The 17,575-nt window shown below is 72.1% G+C and carries 13 protein-coding genes; 7 read left to right on the top strand and 6 right to left on the bottom strand.

Features of this window, described 5'->3' with window-relative positions; genetic code table 11:
• Window positions 1-2: 2 nt before the first annotated feature.
• Together ETD85_RS34450 and ETD85_RS34445 are read right to left on the bottom strand one after the other, a co-directional pair.
• Window positions 3-2,774: a helix-turn-helix transcriptional regulator gene (locus ETD85_RS34450; protein WP_138693998.1), complete on the bottom strand. Its 2,772-nt coding sequence runs from the start codon at window positions 2,772-2,774 to the stop codon at window positions 3-5.
• A gap of 278 nt (window positions 2,775-3,052) precedes the next feature.
• A complete protein-coding gene (locus ETD85_RS34445; protein WP_138693997.1) occupies window positions 3,053-4,003 on the bottom strand; it encodes an NADP-dependent oxidoreductase in 951 nt (316 codons plus the stop codon).
• Window positions 4,004-4,198: 195 nt separating this feature from the next.
• Between ETD85_RS34445 and ETD85_RS34440 the strand changes: the two genes are divergently transcribed.
• Together ETD85_RS34440 and ETD85_RS34435 are read left to right on the top strand one after the other, a co-directional pair.
• Window positions 4,199-4,702 carry a MarR family winged helix-turn-helix transcriptional regulator gene (locus ETD85_RS34440; protein WP_138693996.1) on the top strand — a complete coding sequence of 168 codons (504 nt, stop codon included), beginning with the start codon at window positions 4,199-4,201 and terminating at the stop codon, window positions 4,700-4,702.
• Between the two features lie 221 nt (window positions 4,703-4,923).
• Window positions 4,924-6,132 carry a cytochrome P450 gene (locus ETD85_RS34435; RefSeq protein WP_138693995.1) on the top strand — a complete coding sequence of 403 codons (1,209 nt, stop codon included), beginning with the start codon at window positions 4,924-4,926 and terminating at the stop codon, window positions 6,130-6,132.
• 6 nt (window positions 6,133-6,138) lie between these two features.
• On the opposite strand, the gene ETD85_RS34430 is transcribed toward ETD85_RS34435, so the two are convergent.
• The 3 genes from ETD85_RS34430 to ETD85_RS34420 all read right to left on the bottom strand — a co-directional run bounded on the left by ETD85_RS34430 (window position 6,139) and on the right by ETD85_RS34420 (window position 8,350).
• Complete coding sequence (locus ETD85_RS34430; protein WP_138693994.1) at window positions 6,139-7,146, bottom strand: NAD-dependent epimerase/dehydratase family protein; 1,008 nt, start codon at window positions 7,144-7,146, stop codon at window positions 6,139-6,141.
• A gap of 50 nt (window positions 7,147-7,196) precedes the next feature.
• The gene (locus ETD85_RS34425) at window positions 7,197-7,925 is read right to left on the bottom strand and encodes an SDR family oxidoreductase (RefSeq protein WP_138693993.1); all 729 of its coding nucleotides are present in this window, start codon (window positions 7,923-7,925) and stop codon (window positions 7,197-7,199) included.
• A 203-nt stretch (window positions 7,926-8,128) separates the two neighbouring features.
• Window positions 8,129-8,350 carry a hypothetical protein gene (locus ETD85_RS34420; protein WP_138693992.1) on the bottom strand — a complete coding sequence of 74 codons (222 nt, stop codon included), beginning with the start codon at window positions 8,348-8,350 and terminating at the stop codon, window positions 8,129-8,131.
• Window positions 8,351-8,903: 553 nt separating this feature from the next.
• Here ETD85_RS34420 and ETD85_RS34415 point away from each other — a divergent pair.
• The 5 genes from ETD85_RS34415 to ETD85_RS34395 all read left to right on the top strand — a co-directional run bounded on the left by ETD85_RS34415 (window position 8,904) and on the right by ETD85_RS34395 (window position 16,790).
• Window positions 8,904-10,226: a cellulose binding domain-containing protein gene (locus ETD85_RS34415; RefSeq protein ID WP_138693991.1), complete on the top strand. Its 1,323-nt coding sequence runs from the start codon at window positions 8,904-8,906 to the stop codon at window positions 10,224-10,226.
• Between the two features lie 407 nt (window positions 10,227-10,633).
• Window positions 10,634-11,644, top strand: coding sequence for a ketoacyl-ACP synthase III family protein (locus ETD85_RS34410; RefSeq protein ID WP_240779619.1), 1,011 nt, complete (start codon window positions 10,634-10,636; stop codon window positions 11,642-11,644).
• A complete protein-coding gene (locus tag ETD85_RS34405) occupies window positions 11,641-11,898 on the top strand; it encodes an acyl carrier protein (protein WP_138693990.1) in 258 nt (85 codons plus the stop codon). The genes ETD85_RS34410 and ETD85_RS34405 overlap by 4 nt, the downstream gene beginning before the upstream one ends.
• Before the next feature lie 7 nt (window positions 11,899-11,905).
• Entirely contained in the window at window positions 11,906-12,961 is a 1,056-nt protein-coding gene (locus ETD85_RS34400) for a ketoacyl-ACP synthase III family protein (protein WP_240779618.1), read from the top strand.
• Between the two features lie 49 nt (window positions 12,962-13,010).
• On the top strand, window positions 13,011-16,790 hold the full coding sequence (locus ETD85_RS34395; RefSeq protein ID WP_240779617.1) for a type I polyketide synthase: 3,780 nt from the start codon (window positions 13,011-13,013) through the stop codon (window positions 16,788-16,790).
• A 93-nt stretch (window positions 16,791-16,883) separates the two neighbouring features.
• Here ETD85_RS34395 and ETD85_RS34390 read toward each other — a convergent pair.
• A partial coding sequence (locus ETD85_RS34390; protein WP_206058954.1) for a cation:proton antiporter domain-containing protein occupies window positions 16,884-17,575 on the bottom strand: 692 nt, incomplete at its 5' end.

Raw genomic sequence — 17,575 nt, 5'->3', positions numbered from 1 at the left:
CGTCAACCGCTCGCCGGGCGGTCGCCCCGGCTCGCCAGCCGTCTGGCCAGCGCCACCCGCGACCGCACGTCGAACTTGCTGAAGATGCGCGTCACATGCGTCTCCACCGTCTTCTGGCTGACCTGCAGCTGCTCGGCGACCTCCCGATTGGTCAGCCCCTGGCTGATGAGCTCCGCCACCTGGAGCTCGCGCTTCGTCAGCGCCGTCTCGCGCGCCACGTGCCGCTGCCCGCTGGCGGCGAGCCGCCGCTCCACCCGGGTCAGCTGCCCGGCCAGCCAGTCCGCGCCCGACTCCCGGTAGGCGGCCTTGGCCCGGCCGATCTCGGCGTGGGACGACGCCACGTCCCCCATGCGGCCGTGGACGGTGGCGAGCAGCTGATGGGCCACGCCCCGCTCGACGACCGCGCCGCCCTCGCCGAACCGCTCGGCGGCGATCCGCGCGGCGGCCACGGCCCCTGGCAGGTCGTCGTGGCCGCTCAACGCGCGGGCGCGGGCGTCGTAGGCGATGCCGAGCTGGTACGGGAGGTCGCCCGCCGCCTCCACCGCCGCCGCCGACCGTTCGAGCGCGGTGCCCACGTCGCCGTCGGCTCCGGCGCGGATCGACTGCACGGCGAGCCGTTCGACCTCGGTGTCCCTGGTCAGGACCGGCGGCTGCGGGTGATCGCCTCCGGTGCGGCCGGCCAGCCGGACCCGGGCCACCGACACGTACGCGATCGCCTGCCACCAGGCCGACCCTGGGCCGGCGGCGGTGAGCGAGTCGGCGAGCGTCATGGCGGGATCGACGCCATGCCGCCACAGGACAGGCAACAGCAGGACGCATCGGGCCATCGCCAGCGTCTCGCTGCTGTGGATGTACTCGGACGCCGACGCGGCGTGCTCGGCGATCTCGATGGCCTCCGCCAGGCGGCCGGCCCTGGTCCTGAGCTGCGCCTGCCCGATCAGCAGGTACGGCATCGCGTAGCTGCGGCCGGACCGCGTGGCCAGGTCGATGCCGCGGGCCAGATGGCGCTCGGCGTCCGCGGGCCGGTTCAGGGAGATCTCGCTCCACGACAGCGGCGCCACCAGCTCGACATGCGGCACCAGCGCGGTGTCCGAGGCGCTGTCCATCAGCCAGCCGGCGCGCCTGCTGTGCGCCCGCGCCGCCGCGAGGTCGCCGTCCTGCAGGCAGGCCACCGCCAGCAGCGCGTACGCCGCCGCCTCGAGAGCCGGATCGGTCGTCTTCGACACGAGCGCGAGGGCTTCGTGCGCGTGCCGCCTGGCACCGCCGGGGTCCGAGCGCAGCATGGCCACGGCGGCCAGCTCGGACAGGAGCTGGGCGCGTACCCGCCCGTCGTCCCCGGCCTTGCGGGTCTGGGCGCTCAGCAGGGCCCGCGCCTCGTCCAGCCGGCCGAGCATGCGCGAGATCACCGAGGAGAAGGCCACCGCCGCCGAGGCCACCTCGTGCGGCAGGTGGATGACTTCGTGCAGGATGCGCCGGCTCTCCGTCAGCGAGCCCATCACGCCGGTGCCCCGCGCCAGCCCGGTGAGCAGCACGCCGCGGTACGGGACGAGGTCGTCGCGTTCGGGCAGCACCCGCAGGGCCTCGCGGAGCAGCCGCACCGCGGTCGTCGGCGCCGAGTCGAGGTAGGCCAGGCCCGCGTCGCCCAGCGTCCTGGCGGCCCGCTCGTCACCGAGCTCGGCGCACCGCTCGGTGTGGTGGGCGAGCAACGCCAGCGAGCCGTCGTTGCCGCGCAGGTGATCGGCGATCCTGGCGTGGGCGGCGACACGCCAGCCCGCTCCGCACGTGTCGTACGCGGCGGCGCGTACCAGGGGATGCCGGAACGTGAACCGCGCTCCCGCCAGCGTGCCGAGACCGTGCCGGCACAGCTCGTCCACGGCGGCGGCGGTGCCGGCCAGGTCGAGCTCGGCGACGTGGGAGATGACGACGAGCGAGGCCAGCTCGCCGGCGACCGCCGCCGCGTGGGCCGCCCGCCGCCCGGCGGGGGAGAGCCGGTCCAGCTCCCGGCGCAGCACCGCCAGCAGGGTCTGTTCGAGGGCGAGCGTCGCCCCCGGCCGGTCTTCGGCCAGCTCCGACAGGCGCCGGTCGTCGGCGTCCAGCAGCGCCCACAGGAACAGCGGATTTCCCCCGCTGACCCGGTACATCAGCCGCCGCCGGCGCGGGTCCACCTCCGGCGGCATCAGCAGGGCCGCCGCGTCCTCGCCGAGCGGGGCCAGGCTCAGCCGGGTGACGCGCGGATCCCGGCGGGCGACGGCTTCGCCCACCACCGGCGGGACCGCGTCCGACCGGCAGGCGATGGCCAGCGTGAACCCGGCGGCCGGCGGGCGCCGGAGCAGGAACTCGGTCAGTTCGAGCGAGGGCGCGTCCGCCCAGTGCAGGTCGTCGAGCGCCAGGACGACGCCCCGGTCGTCGGCCAGCTCGGCCAGGAACGATCGGATGTCGCGATAGGTGTGGTAGCGATCGAGCTGGTCGGCCTTGTCCGCCGACAGCAGCGCACGCAGCGCCGCCTCCGCCGGCGGGCTGGGGGCGGCGTCGGTCAGGCGGGTGAAGGCGTCCACGTACGTCCCGAAGGGGACGAGCCGCTCGAACTCGGTGGCGCTGCCGGCCAGCACCGTACGCCCGGCGGCGTGCGCCCGTTCGACCAGATGCTCCAGCAGCCGGGTCTTGCCCACTCCCGGCTCGCCGTCAATGAGGACCAAGCGGTGACCGTCGGTGATCGCGGCCTCCACCAGGGAAGTCTCGTCGGCCCGGCCGACAAGCTCACGCCGTATCCTCACCTCGGTCAAGCGTCCTCCGTCACGCAGAGAGCCGGCCAGGATCCCGTCGTACGGTGCGATGATCGTACGGATCCACGCCGATGTCCATGGGAGCGTGGCCGCGGCGGCGGCGGGCCCAGGCTCCCCGGCCCCGAGGGACGCCGCGGCGGCGGACGGCACTTCGACGCGCCAGGTTTCCGGAACGGAGCGTGACGGCGAGGGCCACCCGGACGGGGCGTCAGGGCGGCTCGCCGGGCCGCCCGCCCTCGCGGGGAGGGCGGACGGCGGGCCGGCCAGGGTCAGTCGCCGATCCTGACGGCGATCTTGCCGCGTGCGGCGCCGGCGGCGATGGTCGCCAGGCCCTCGGCGGCCCGGTCCAGCGGCAGGACCGTGGTGACGTCGATCTTGAGGGTGCCGGCGGCGGCCTGGGCGGCGAGCGGCCCGACGATCTCGCGGACCGGGGCCGCCATGACGTTGGCTCCGGTCAGCCCGGCTCCGGCGAGGGTCTGCTCGTCGGCGGCGCCGAGCGTGCTGGCCACCCTGCCGCCCTTGCGGACCGCGCTCAACGCAAGCCCGTCGGGGGAGTACGAGACCAGGTCGATGAGGGCGTCGACGCCGTCGGGACAGGTCGCGGCGACCTGGTCGGCGATCGGGGTGGCCGCGGTGTGGTCGACGACGGTGGTCGCGCCCAGCGCGGTGAGCCGGTCGGCGTCGGCCGGAGCCCCGGTGGCCACCACGGTGACGCCCCGGGCCGCGAGCAGTTGCACCGCGTAGGAGCCGACGCCGCCGGTCGCGCCGGTCACCAGGACCGTCTGGCCCGCCCGCGCCTCGATCGCCTCGACCGAGGCGTGGGCGGCCGCGCCCGCGAGCGGCAGCGCGGCGGCGCTGACGAAGTCCAGGGCGGCGGGCTTGGCGGTCACGGCCGCGGCCGGGAACAGCGCGTACTCGGCGACGGTGCCGGCCTGGATGGGCGGGATGAGCGAGATGTTGCCGATCACCGCGTCACCCACGGCGACGTGGTCGACACCCGCGCCGACCGCCTCGACGATGCCGGCGGCGTCCCGGCCGATCACCAGCGGGTAGGCGTGGGGCATCATCTCGGCCATCATCCCGGAGGCCAGCGCGTTGTCGACGGCGTTGAGCGCGGCGGCCACCACCCGGACCAGGACGGTGCCGTCGGCGACCTGCGGGATGGGCAGGTCGGAGACGACGGGCGCGGCTCCGGCTTCGGGGACGTTCAGTGCACGCATGTTGATCTCCAACTGGATGTCGGTATTCGGTGAAGGGGCGGCGCGCGGGATCAGGACGATCGCTCAGCTGTCCTCGATCACCTGGCCGGCCCCCGTTGTGGACTTGAAGCTTCAACCGGAACCTAGGCGAGATGACTTGCAGCGTCAACTCATTCGGCGATCGGATCACTTGACGGCTCAAGTTAGAATGGAGCCATGGACGAAGACGGGACGCCTCAGGAGCCGCGCTGGCTCGACGAGGAGGAGATGCGGGGCTGGTTCGGGCTGGCGAGCGTGCTCATCCGCCTGCCCGCCGCGCTGGACCGGCAGCTCCAGCGGGACGCCGGCATCAGCCACTTTGACTACCAGGTGCTGTCGGGCCTGTCGATGAGCCCGGGGCGCACCATGCGGATGAGCGAGCTGGCCGAGCTCACCGACGCCTCGCTGTCCCGCCTGTCCCACACCGTCGGGCGGTTGGAGAAGCGCGGCTGGATCCGCCGCTACCCCGACCCCGAGGACGGCCGTTACACCCTCGCCGCGCTCACCGGAGAGGGCTGGGACAAGGTCGTCGCCACCGCGCCCGGCCACGTCGCGGCCGTCCGCGAGTACGTCATCGAGCCGCTCAGCAAAAGCCAGATCAAGCAGCTCGCCCAGATCGGCGACCGCATCGTGCTCGCCATCGACCCCACGGGCACCTGCCCCACCCAACGGCGGGATTGACAGCCGGGGACATCGAGGAAGCTCGCCGCCTGAACGCCGCGCGCGCCCTTGATCGCCAGAGAAGTGGATTATGCATGACAAATCGGGAAAATGCCATCACTAGCAATTTTTGCGCCACCCGATTTAGCATCTGCACTACCTGAACAGCGGCATCTGCCGGCACACGGGAAACCTGACCGCGCCCCGGCCGATGTCGCCGCCGGCTCACACGGGGAAGCGCAATGAGCACACCCGAGCACGACGTCACCGCGACCCCGACCTTCCCCATGGAGCGGACCTGCCCCTTCGCGCCGCCCGACGAGTACCGGCGGATGCGGGCCACCGCGCCGGTCGTCCGGGCCAGCCTGCCCAACGGCGCACCGGTCTGGGCGGTCACCCGCTACGCCGAGGCGCGGCAGATCCTCAGCGACCCGAGGATCAGCTCGAACACCGGACGCCCCGAACGGCCGCGCGGACCCGACGACGATCGCCCCGACGACGGCTTCTTCGTCGACCTGGATCCTCCGGAGCACAGCCGGTTCCGGCGACTGCTGATCTCGGAGCTCGGCGCCCGTCCGATGGAGGCCATGCGCCCGGCCCTCCAGCGCATCGCCGACACGGCGATCGACGAGCTGCTGGCGGCCGGCGCGCCCGCCGACCTCGTCAGCCTGTACGCGCGCCGGGTCCCGGCCCGCGTCCTCTGCGAGTTGTTCGGGATCCCGGCCGCCGACCACGAGTTCTTCGAGTCACGGCTGCGGATGCTGTCGGTGACGAGCATGAACCCGAGTGTGGCGGCCCAGGCGTCCAGCGACGTCCGCGGCTATTTGCGGGAGCTCATCCGCGACGCGGAGCGCGCGCCGCACGAGGGAATGATCCGGCGGCTGGCCGCCAGGCACCTGCCCACCGGCGAGCTGACCACCGACGAGCTGATCAACATCGGCTTTCTCCTGCTGCTCGCGGGTTACGACTCTCCGGCGAACACGATCTCCTTGGGCGTGCTCACGCTGCTGCGGCACCCGGCGCAGCTGGCCGCGCTGCGCGCCGATCCAAGCCTGCTGCCGGGCGCGATCGAGGAGCTGTTGCGCTTCCACTCGGTGCAGGACTGGGTCAGCTTCGACCGGATCGCGGCCGACGACCTGGAGATCGGCACTGCGCGGATCCGCGCCGGCGACCGCCTGACGGTGCTGGCCGCATCCGCCAACCGTGATGAGCGGGCGTTCGAGAACCCCGACGAGTTCGACATCCGCCGGTCCGCCCACCACCACGTCGCCTTCGGCCACGGGGTGCACCAGTGCGTGGGCCGCAACCTCGCCCGCGCCGAGCTGCAGATCGCCTATGGCACGCTGCTGACCCGAATGCCCACGCTGCGCCTGGCGATCGGGGCCGAGGACCTGCCCTTCGCCAACGACGCCCCGTTCTTCGGGCTGCACGCGATGCCGGTCGCCTGGTAGTGCCGCCTATCCGCCGGTGACGTAGGCGTCCTCGGCGGCGTAGGGGAACCAGACGTCGGGCCCGTGGCGAGCGACCAGATCAGGGAAGACGTCCTGCCAGCCGCCGCCGGCCGCCTCAGCCTCGGACACGGCGGGGACGGCCCATCCGATGTCCGCGCGCAGCGCGTCGTCGTAGGAGACGGCGTGCCGGTACCCGAGCTCGGCGCGGGCCCTGTCCATGCTGAACACGATGGGCTCCGGCACATTCCACGGATGGAAGCCCAGGCCGTCGGGACGTGACGGGCCCTCGAAGGTGATGATCTCCGCCTCGTGGCCCATGACGGCGAAGACCCTGGCGCCGATCTCGGCGACGGTCAGCGGGTCGTCGGCGATGTTGAGCACCCGGGCCGCCGGGCGCTGCGCGCAGAGGCAGATCAGCTCGGCGACGTTCGCGACCGCCGTGGTGGGGAACCGGCTCCGCCCGTCCTGGGCGATCACGACGTGCGGCCGTTTGTCCAGCGCCCGCTTGATGAACGACCAGTGATCGAGCGAGGTGCCGTACGGGCCGTGCAGCACGCCCGTACGCAGGATGCTGACCGGCAGGCCGGGCGTCGCCAGCAGGTGGCGCTCCAGCGCGGCCTTCCCCGCCGGATAGTCGTGGGCGTCGCGCTCGACCGTCGGCCACGACTCCGGGATCGGCACCGGCAGGCCGGGCGCCTGGTAGACCGCGCCCGTCGAGATGACCACCAGCGAGCCGACGCGGCCGGCCAGCCGGGCGAGCTGCGCGCCGTGGTGCGGGGCGAACGCGACCGTGTCCACGACCAGATCGTGGCCGTCGAGGGCTTTGAGCAGCGCCTCGGTGTCGGCCCGGTCGACCTGGACCGACGTCACTCCGTCCGGATGCGTGGCGTCCGGGCGGGCCCGGCGGTGTCCGAGGGTCACCGCGTACCCGGCCGTGGTGAGCCGGGCGGCGGTGGCCCGGCCGATCTGTCCGGTGCCTCCGATGATGAAGGCCCTTCGGTCGTGAACCGTCACCAGCCGATCTTAACCCGGCAAGATCGGGACCCCCGAGATCGTCGCCGTGCTCAGCCGGCCGGCATGGGCGGGTCCGCGTGGTGGTACGGCGTCGGCTCCATCCCGCTCTGCACCACCAGCACGGTGCCGGACGTCTCGGCGTGGAAGAGCGAGTCCACGGCGGCCGCCACCTCGTCGGGCGTCAGCATCGGCAGCCCCGCCTCGATCAGCATGTCCCTGGCGGGCGCGATCAGCGGCGTGTCGGTGAAGCCGGGACAGACGGCGCCGATCTTGACCGCCGCCCCGGCCAGCGGCTCCACCAGCGCTCTGACGAGGCCGATCACGGCGTGCTTGCTCATCGAGTAGATCGGGTCAAGGCCGAAGCCGACCAGCCCGGCCAGCGACGAGGTGACCACGACGGAGCCGCCGCCGGAGCGCTTGAGCAGCGGGAGGGCGGCTGCCACGCCGTAGACCACGGAGTCGGTGTTGATCCCCATGACCGTGCGGTAGCGCTCCGGGTCGAAGGCGGACATGTCGACGCCGCCGTTCGTCCCGGCGTTCAGGTGGACGAGGTCCAGGCGGCCGTACCGCTCGTCGGCGAGCGCCACGGCCCGCGACGACGTCTCCTCCGAGCTGACGTCGCCCACCAGCCACGCGCCGCCGACCTCCTTGCCGACCCTCTCGACACCCTCGGCGTCACGGTCGACCAGCACGCAGGCGACCCCGCCCGCGGACAGCCGCCGCGCCACGGCGGCGCCGATGCCACTCGCCGCGCCGGTGATCAATGCGACAGTGCTCATGAACGCTCCCGGGAGCAGGCGCTGGGACGCGGTTGGCGGGTGGTGATACTCGTGGATTGTGCTCTCGCCGGCGGCCCGGGGCAATCGTCCGGACCGCACCGGCGCCTGCGAGCGGGGCCGGTGCGCCCGTGGGGTGCGGAAATCCCGGCGCACGCGCCCCCGGTTCGACCGCTCAGTGCCGGGGACGCGTGCGCTTCACGGGGTCACGCGTAGAGGAAGTAGTAGCGGTACCGGTCCTCCCACTTGCATGAATAGTCCTCCCACCAGCCCTGGGTGACGCCGAGGGTCCCGATCCGCTGGCACTCGGAAGAGTCCTTGAAGACGCCGACCAGCTTCGCCGTGGCGTGCGCCGGGGTGGCGCCGATCGTCAACGACACTCCGAGGGCCATGACGGCCGAGACGAGAACAGCGCGTGCCTTTCGCATTCGTCCTCCTGCGACTGGGGAGATCATGACGGTGGACATTATCACCCACCGCGCGCCACGGAGATTGTCAGGTCCAAATCGGCCGGAGGAGCCGTTGAAACTTTCATCGGTCTTATCGGGGAAGCGGCGCGCGTTTCACGGGTGTTTACCGTTGGTAAGGCCGGCGTTACGTTCCGGGCCGCAATTTTTTTCTTGGAGTTCCAGCTTCTGTCCAATTGCGGACCTGGCGGCCTTGGAGGGCCTCGCGGGCACGTATCCGACTGCCTGTGCATGGCATGGATGATCTGAGACTTTCTTCGCTCTTTGAGCTCGTAAAGTACGATTTATGCCGCTTTTCCTGTTCGATTGGCACGATACATAGAAACCTTTGACCATCGTCACTTACGTGGCATATCGTCTCCCCGGCCCATATCGATGTGAGCCGCGACACTCCAGCAGGACGTTGTTCTCGCAGGCGCTACGGTCGGCGTGCTGATCGCGGCTGCCCTGCGTCGGGGGGGACACGGACGGCCACCGGGGGAGCGGCGATCATCCGACCAACCGGAGTCGCACCATGCAAGCTCGAATCTGGCCGGCCATGATCGTCGGCGTGGTCATGACCATGCTGGCCGCCGTCGGTGTGTCAGTGACCTTCGCGCCGCCGGCCCAAGCCGCGCAGGTGATCACCGACATCGCGTACGCGCCCGCGCAGCCGGCCGGCAGCAGGGGGCATCTGCTGGACCTGTACCTGCCGTCCACCGGCATCACGCCCCGGCCGGTGCTGTTCTGGCACAGCGGCTCGGCGTGGACGAGCGACGACGGCAAGACCGGCGCGGACGCGATCGCGAACATCTTCAACCCGCTCGGCTTCGCCGTGGTCGGCGTCAGCGTCCGGTCCAGCGCCCAAGCGATCTTCCCGGCCCAGGTGCACGACATCAAGGCGGCCATCCGCTGGGTGCGCGCGAACGCCGCCACGTACCAGCTCGACCCCAATCGCTTCGCGATCATGGGCGACTCCTCGGGCGGCTGGCTGACGGAGATGGCCACCCTGTCCGGCGGCGTGGCGGCGCTGGAGGGCACCGTCGGCACGACTGGCGTCTCCAGCGCGGTGCAGGTCGGGCTCGCCTTCTACAGCCCGACCGACTTCCTGCAGATGAACGCGCAGAACCTGCCCACCGGCGGCCTGGACCACAACTCGCCCGCCTCCCCGGAGTCCCTCCTGCTCGGCTGCCCGATCCAGACCTGCCCAGCCACCGCGGCCCAGGCCAATCCGATGACCTACGTCGACAGCAACGACCCCCCGCTGCTGTTCCTGCACGGCCAGGCCGACTTCCTGGTGCCGCACGGGCAGAGCGTCCTGCTCTACAACAGGATCAAGGCCCAGTGCGGTGACGCCACGTTCGTATCGGTGCCCGCCGCGGACCACATGATGGTCCAGATCATGGACCCCGCCCAGTACGGCCTGCAGACCGTCCGCACCACCACCGACTGCGGCGAGACCGTCGGCACCGGCACGCTCAACCCCACCTGGGCCAACTTCACGACCTTCCTGCGCAGCGGGCTCAAGATGGGCAACTCCTGCGAGGTCACCTACGCCACCGGCGTCTGGAACGGCGCCTTCAACGGCAGCGTGACGATCAGGAACACCGGCACGACCCCCATCTCCGGCTGGACCGTGACGTGGGCCTGGTCGGGCAACCAGCAGATCACGACCGCCTGGAACGCCACGGTGACCCAGACCGGCACCCAGGTCGCCGCCCGCGACGCCGGCCACAACTCCTACATCGGCCCCGGCTCCAGTCAGAGCCTCGGCTTCTCGGCGACCGCGACCGGGACGAACGACATTCCGGCCCAGTTCAAACTCAACAACATCGTCTGTACGAGAGTGCCCGCCTGAGTCGACGCGCGCCGGGCCCGAGCCGAATGGCGACGGCCCGGCGCCGTTCTCCCGCCGCCCCGGATTCCGGACCAAAGCTTTCGGGGAAACCGCGGCCTGAAGAGGAAAGGCGCATTTTCAAATTTCACCACGTTCCGTCGGATCTCGATCACGCAATGTGGCGGGCCGGGTTGTGGGCTTTCATTATTGCTTCTCCCGGTGGGCCGCCCCTATCCTTGCCCGTGACGGCCCGCCGGCTTATTTCACGTTGTTTTCGTTGACCGGCCTTGGGTCACTTGATATCCCGGGGCTCCGAAATAAATCGGAAAAGCCGCCTACCGCTGCGGAAGGCCGTTGTCCGGGACCGTCGATGAGTTAGGGGACGTGTGCGTACATCCAACATGTTCGTCAGGAGCCTCGGCGTCCATGTGCCTGACAGCGTGAGCGTCGAGCAGGCGGTTCGTGAGGGCTGGTACCCGGCCGAGGAGGCCGGGAAGTTCCGGCAGATCGGCGCGGCGGTGGCCGGCGACATGCCCGCGCCCGAGATGGCGCGGCTCGCGGTCCTGGACGCGTACGAACGCTGGGGCGAGTCCTCCCCGCGCGACCTCGACCTGCTGCTCTACCCGTCGGTCTGGCACCAGGGCCCGAACGGCTGGCAGCCCCAGCACTACCTGCAGATGCATCTGCTCGGCGGGAACGTGCCGGCGCACGAGATCCGGAGCGGCTGCGTAGGGATGATCAGCTCCCTGGAGCTGGCGGCGAGCTACCTGCAGGCCGACGCGGACCGGGAGACGGCCGCGGTCGTCTCCGCGGACAACCACGGCACCCCGCTGGTGGACCGCTGGCGGATGACGCCCGGGGCGCTGATCGGCGACGCCGCGGCCGCGCTCATCCTCGGCAAGGGGTACGGCATGGCCGAGCTCCTGTCGGTGAACGTGACGGTGATCCCCGCGGCCGACGCGGTCAACGACGGCGCCTACCCCCTGTTCCCGCCGGACGCCACCGTCGGCAGGGGGCTGAGCTTCGGTGACCGGCACGAGGAGTTCCGCCGGCGGCTGCTCCAGGCGCAGGGAACCGGGATCCACCTGACGATCCAGAAAACGATGATGCAGCAGGTCGAGAAGACCCTGGACGAGGCCGGGATCGGGCTCGCCGACATCACGCGGGTGGCCTTCCCGCACGGCCGCCGCGAGGACCTGGACGGGCAGATGGCCTGGCTGGGCATCGACGAGGATCAGACGACCTGGGACTACGGGCGGCGCGTCGGCCACTGCGGCGCGGTGGACCAGTTCATCGCCTTCGAGCATCTGATCGCGACCGGCGGGCTCGTGGCCGGCGATCACCTGCTCATGGTCGGGTTCGGCTCGGGCACGTCCGTCGCCGCGGCGGCGTTCAGGGTCCTGTCCACCTCTCCCGTCACGAGCGGGGCCCTCGCATGACCGACATCGAGATCACGCGGCGGCTGATCGGCTTCATCCAGGAGAACCTCGTCCTCGACGGCGACGACATCAAGGTCGACGAGACGACCCCGCTCCTCGTGTCGGGTCTGCTGGACTCCCTGCGGACCGCGCGGCTGCTGAACTTCCTCCGGCGCGACATCGGCGTCCCGGTCCCCGCGGCGAAGCTCGACCCGGAGAACTTCAGGGACGTCGCGACCATCGTGGCGATGGTCAGAGAACTCGAATCCGTCTAGCCGGAGCGTGGGCAGAGTCATGCAGTGGGCGGACACGTACATCAGCGGGGTGGGAGCGTTCCTCCCGCGGACCGTCGTCAGCGTCGAGAAGGCCGTCGCCAAAGGCTGGTACCCGGCCGAAGAGGCCGAGTTGCACAACCTGGCAGGGGCGGCGGTGGCCGGTGACGTACCGGCTCCGGAGATGGCCCTGCACGCGGCACAGAGCGCGCTCAAGCGCAGCGGGCGCGCGGCGGCCGACCTGGATCTCCTCCTGTACGCCTCGACCTGGCACCAGGGACCGGACGGCTGGCCCCCGCACTCCTACCTTCAGCGCCATCTCGTCGGCGGGGACGTCCTGGCCACCGAGATCCGGCAGGGCTGCAACGGGATGTTCATCGCCCTGGAGCTCGCGGCCGGCTATCTGGACGGCGCTCCCGGCCGGCAGGCCGCCCTGCTGGTCGCCTCCGACAATTACGGCACCCCGCTGATGGACCGGTGGCGGATGGGCCCCGGCTACATCGGCGGGGACGCCGCCAGCGCGCTCGTGCTCACCAGGGAGGGCGGTTTCGCGCGCCTGACGTCGGTCTGCACGACGACGGTGGCCGAGGCCGAGGAGCTGCACCGGGGCAGCGAGCCCCTGTTCCCGCCGGGCGTCACGGTCGGGCGCCGGATGAGCTTCGCGGCCAGGAACGAGCAGTTCCGGCAGCAGGTCATGCCCAAGGGCGAGGCGACCGCGGCGCTGTTCAACATCCAGCGGGCGCTCATGGAGGTCGTCGAGCGTGCCCTGGACGAGAGCGGGATCGAGGCCCGCGATCTCACCCGGGTGGCGTTCATGAACTACTCCGAAGAGATCGTCGAGCAGCGGTGCATGGCCATGCTCGACCTGCCCATGTCCCGCTCGACCTGGGACCACGGCCGCACCATCGGCCACTGCGGGGCCAGCGACCAGGTCCTCTCCCTCGACCACCTGCTCATGACCGGGCAGCTGGGCCCCGGCGACCACATGCTGATGCTCGGCACCGGGCCGGGAGTGACCGTCTCCAGCGCCGTGATCAAGATCATCGATACTCCTCAATGGGCCTGAGATCGAAGGGAATTGAACGCAGATGGGCGACAGTCCGCGCGGAGCCCGGGTGGAACCAGTGGCGGTGGTCGGGATCGGATGCCGGCTCCCCGGCGACGTCCACTCCACGGACGAGTTCTGGGACCTGTTGAGCGCCGGCCGGAACACGACCGGGCCGCTGCCCGCCGAACGCTGGCGCCGGTACGAGAACCGGAGCCCCGAACACGCCGCCGCGCTGCGCGACGCCGTGCGTCACGGCAGCTTCCTGAGCGACATCGAGGGCTTCGACGCGGAGTTCTTCGGCCTGTCGCCCCGCGAGGCCGAGCTGATGGACCCGCAGCAGCGGATCCTGATGGAGACCGCGTGGGAGGCCCTGGAGCACGCCGGCCTGCCGCCGCACGAGCTGGCCGGCACCGACGCCGGGGTGTTCGTCGGGGTCTGCACGGCCGACTACGGCAGCCGTCTGCTGGAGGACCTTCCCCAGATCGAGGCGTGGACCGGGATCGGCGCCGCGACCTGCGCCGTCGCCAACCGCATCTCCTACTCCCTGGACCTGCGCGGCCCGAGCATGGCGATCGACACCGCCTGCTCGGCGTCGCTGGTCGCGCTGCACCTGGCCGCGCAGAGCCTGCGGCTCGGCGAGAGCGACGTCGCCCTCGCCGGCGGCGTCAACCTGCTGGTCACCCCGGGCCAGACCCTCACGCTCGGCACCGCCGGAGCCCTGGCCCCCGACGGGCGCTCCAAGTCGTTCGACGCGTCGGCCGACGGCTACGGACGCGGCGAGGGCTGCGGCGTGGTCGTGCTCAAGCGGCTGTCCGACGCGCGGCGCGACGGTGACCGGATCCTCGCGCTCGTCATCGGCAGCGCCGTGAACCAGGACGGGCACACCAACGGCATCATGGCGCCGTGCGGGGAGGCCCAGGAACACGTGATGACCAGGGCCTGCCGGCAGGCGGGCGTCGCGCCGTCCACCGTGGACTACATCGAGGCGCACGGCACCGGGACCCGGCTGGGCGACCCGCTGGAGGCGGGGGCGCTGTCCGCCGTGTTCGGCGCGCGGCGGGCCCCCGGCGACCCGTGCCTCATCGGCTCGGTCAAGTCCAACATCGGTCACCTCGAAGGCGCCGCCGGAATCGCCGGCGTCATCAAGGCGGTGCTCGCCCTCCACCGCGGCGAGATCCCCCCGAGCGTGCTGACCACCCTGAACCCGGCCATCCCGTGGGAGTCCTCGGGCCTTCGCGTGGTCACCGAACGATCGTCCTGGCCGGAGCGCGACCACCCCCGCCGGGCGGGGGTCTCCAGCTTCGGGTACGGCGGCACGGTCGCGCACATCGTGCTCGAACAGGCTCCCCCGAGCCAAGATACGCCCAGGGCCGAGGCGGCAGGGGAGCGGCTGTTCCCGCTGTCGGCCGCGTCGGAAAAGGCTCTGCGGCAGTACGCGGGCAAGCTCGCCGACCACCTCGGGACCGGCCTCGACCTGGCGTCCGCCGGGCACACGCTGGCGCTCCGGCGCACCCATCTGGCCCGCCGGGCCGTCGTGATCGGGGCGGACGGGGACGAGCTCGCGGCCGGCCTGCGCAGGCTCGCGGATGACGTGCCGGCCGAGGCCGTGCTCACCGGGGACGTGCTGCCCGAGCTCGGTCCCGGACCGCTCTGGGTCTTCTCCGGGCAGGGCTGCCAGTGGCGCGGGATGGGGCGGGAGCTGCTGGCCGTGCCGGAGTTCGCGGCGCTGGTCGACGAGGTGGAGCCGATCTTCGCCGAGGAGATCGGCTTCTCGCCCCGGCAGGTCCTGGCCGACGGCGATCTCGACACGATCGACCGCGTGCAAACCATGATCTTCGTGATGCAGCTGGGCCTCGCCAGGCTCTGGACCGCGTACGGGGTCGCTCCGAAGGCCGTCATCGGCCACTCCGTCGGCGAGATCGCGGCGGCGGTGACGGCCGGCGCGATGACCGTCGCCGACGGCGCCCGCCTGATCTGCCGCCGCTCCCGGCTGCTGCGCCAGGCCGAGGGCAAGGGGGCCATGGTGATGGTGGATTTGTCCTTCGAGGAGGCGGCCGAGCGGCTGGCCGGCCGTACCGACCTGGTGGCGGCGATCTCGTCGGCGCCCGGCTCCACCGTGCTGTCCGGCGACGTCGCCGCGGTCGAGGCGGTGGTGAACGACTGGCCGGCCGAGGGCATCGTGGTGCGGCGGGTGGCGTCGGACGTCGCCTTCCACAGCCCGCACATGGACCCGCTGGCCGTCGAGCTGGCCGCCGCGACCGCCGATCTGTCGTTCGGCGCGCCGCGCATCCCCATGTACACGACCGCGCTGGCGGACCCCCGGTCGGCGCCCGTCCTGGACGGCGCGTACTGGGCGGCGAACCTCCGGGAGCCCGTACGGCTGGCCGCGGCGACGGCGGCCGCGGCGCAGGACGGCTACCGCGTGTTCCTGGAGATCTCCCCCCACCCCGTGGTCGCGCACTCCGTCACCGAGACGCTCTCGGAGAGCGGGTTCGAGGACGTGTTCGTCGGCACGTCGCTGCGCCGGAACCAGCCGGAGCAGGCGACCTTCCTCGTCGCGGTGGGCACGGCGCACTGTCACGGCGTCGAGGTGGACTGGCGCCGGCTGCAGCCGTCCGGCGGCCTGGCCGACCTGCCGCCGTACGCCTGGCAGCATCGCCGCCACTGGCGCGAGGCGTACATGGGGGACGGTAACCGGGGGCACGACGTGCACTCCCACACCCTGCTCGGAGCCGGGTCGGGCCTCGCGGGCAGCCGGACCCGGGTGTGGCGGACCGGCCTGGAGGACGCCAACCGGCCCTACCCGGGCAGCCACGCGCTCAACGGGGTCGAGATCGTGCCCGCCGCCGTGCTGGTCAACACGTTCCTGCACGCGGTGGAGGACGAGGACGTCACGCTCACCGACGTGGAGATGACGCATCCGCTGATGACCGCCGGACGCAGGCAGATCCAGGTCGTGCACGAGCCTCCGGCGGTACGGCTCGCCTCCCGTACGCCGGCCGGCCCCGACGAGCCCGAGCCCGCCTGGCTGGTGCACGTCACCGCGAACGTGGCCGCTCCTGGCCAGGTGAAGCCCGACGTGCTGCCGGACGCCGGCGCTCTCACCCCGATCGACCCCGGGTTCGTGCACGACCGGCTGGCCACCGTCGGCGTGCCCTCGACGGGCTTCGACTGGACGATCGAGACGCTGCTGGGCGGGGACGGCGCGCTGCGGGCCACGGTCCGCACCGAGGAGTGGGGGAGCTGGGCCTCGGCGCTGGACGCGGCGATGTCCGTGGCGCCCTGCGTGTTCCCCGGCGATCCGGTGCTGCGCATGGTCGTGCACATCGACGAGGTGGTGCTGACCGGCACGCCGCCCGCGACGGTGATCATCGACGCGTCCGTGGACCCGGCCGCCGGCGACACCGTGCGGGCGCTCCTGGCCGACGTGGACGGCCGGGTGGTGGGCCACCTCGCGGGGCTCCGCTACCCGGTGATCGACGCGCCCGCCCCGGCCGAGGACGATCTCCGGCAGCCCGCGGAGTCGTTCGCCGGCCTGGCGCCCGAGGACCTGCGCGAGCGCGTCGTGCCCGAGGTCCGCGCGGAGATCGCGGCCGTGATGAGGCTGGCCCCTGAGGACCTGGCGATCCGGCGTCCCCTCGTCGAGCAGGGGCTGGACTCGGTGATGACCGTCATGGTCCGGCGGCGCCTGGAGAAGCGCTTCGGCTGCCGTCTCCCCGCGACCCTGCTGTGGCAGCAGCCCACCATCTCCGCGATCGGGGACCACCTGGTGGAGCTGCTCTCGGCCGCGCGACCGGACGCGGCGGCGGAGACCGTTCCCGAGAGCATGCCCGCGATCGGAGGCTGAGGTCGCCGGCCGGGCGGCCCGGGGGCGATCTCCCCGGGCCGCCCGGCGGTCGCCGCGTGTCGTCGCATCCGGGGACGATGCCGTTCGCGCGTCCTAGCTCCGGCCGCGCGCCGTCACGCGCTCGCGGAGGCCGTCGAGTCGGTTCATGGCCGGGGTGGCGGTGATGCCGTGCAGGACGACGGAGAGCATCACGGTGAAGGCGGTCACCGCCCACAGCTCCTCCGGTGGCACGCCGAAGTCGGCGTGACCCAGCGCGTACGCCAGGTAGAACAGCGAGCCGATCCCCCGGATCCCGAACAGGGAGATGATCCGCCGCTCCCGGGGCCCGGCCGGGCCGCGGAGCTGGGAGAGCCAGCCGGACAGCGGGCGGATGACCAGCACCAGCGCCAGGCCCACGGCGGCGCCGCGCCAGGTGAGCGGAGCCAGGCCGCCGGTGGCGACGAAGCCGCCGAGCAGGAGCAGCAGCCAGGCGGTGAAGAGCCGTTCGAGCTGCTCGACGAACCCGTGCAGGACGTTGTTGTAGCCGTGGCCGTGCTCGACCCGGCGGACGGTACAGGCGGTGACGAACACGGCGATGAAGCCGTAGCCGCTGACCAGCTCGGTCACCCCGTAGGCGAGGAACGTAGCGGCCAGCGCCACGAAGCCGTCGCGGTGCTCGGCCAGCCGCAGCTCCTCGGCGCGGGAGTGGAAGAACAGCCGGCCGAGCAGGCGGCCGATCAGCAGGCCGCAGACCACCCCGGCCACGATCCGGTAGAGCACGTCCGTCAGCGCCCACTCGCCCACCC

Origin of the sequence: Nonomuraea zeae (assembly GCF_005889725.1) — a bacterium.
Classification (GTDB): Bacteria; Actinomycetota; Actinomycetes; order Streptosporangiales; family Streptosporangiaceae; genus Nonomuraea; species Nonomuraea zeae.
The sequence above is the reverse complement of the archived record's forward strand: the minus strand, read 5'-3'. Positions and strand labels throughout refer to the sequence as shown.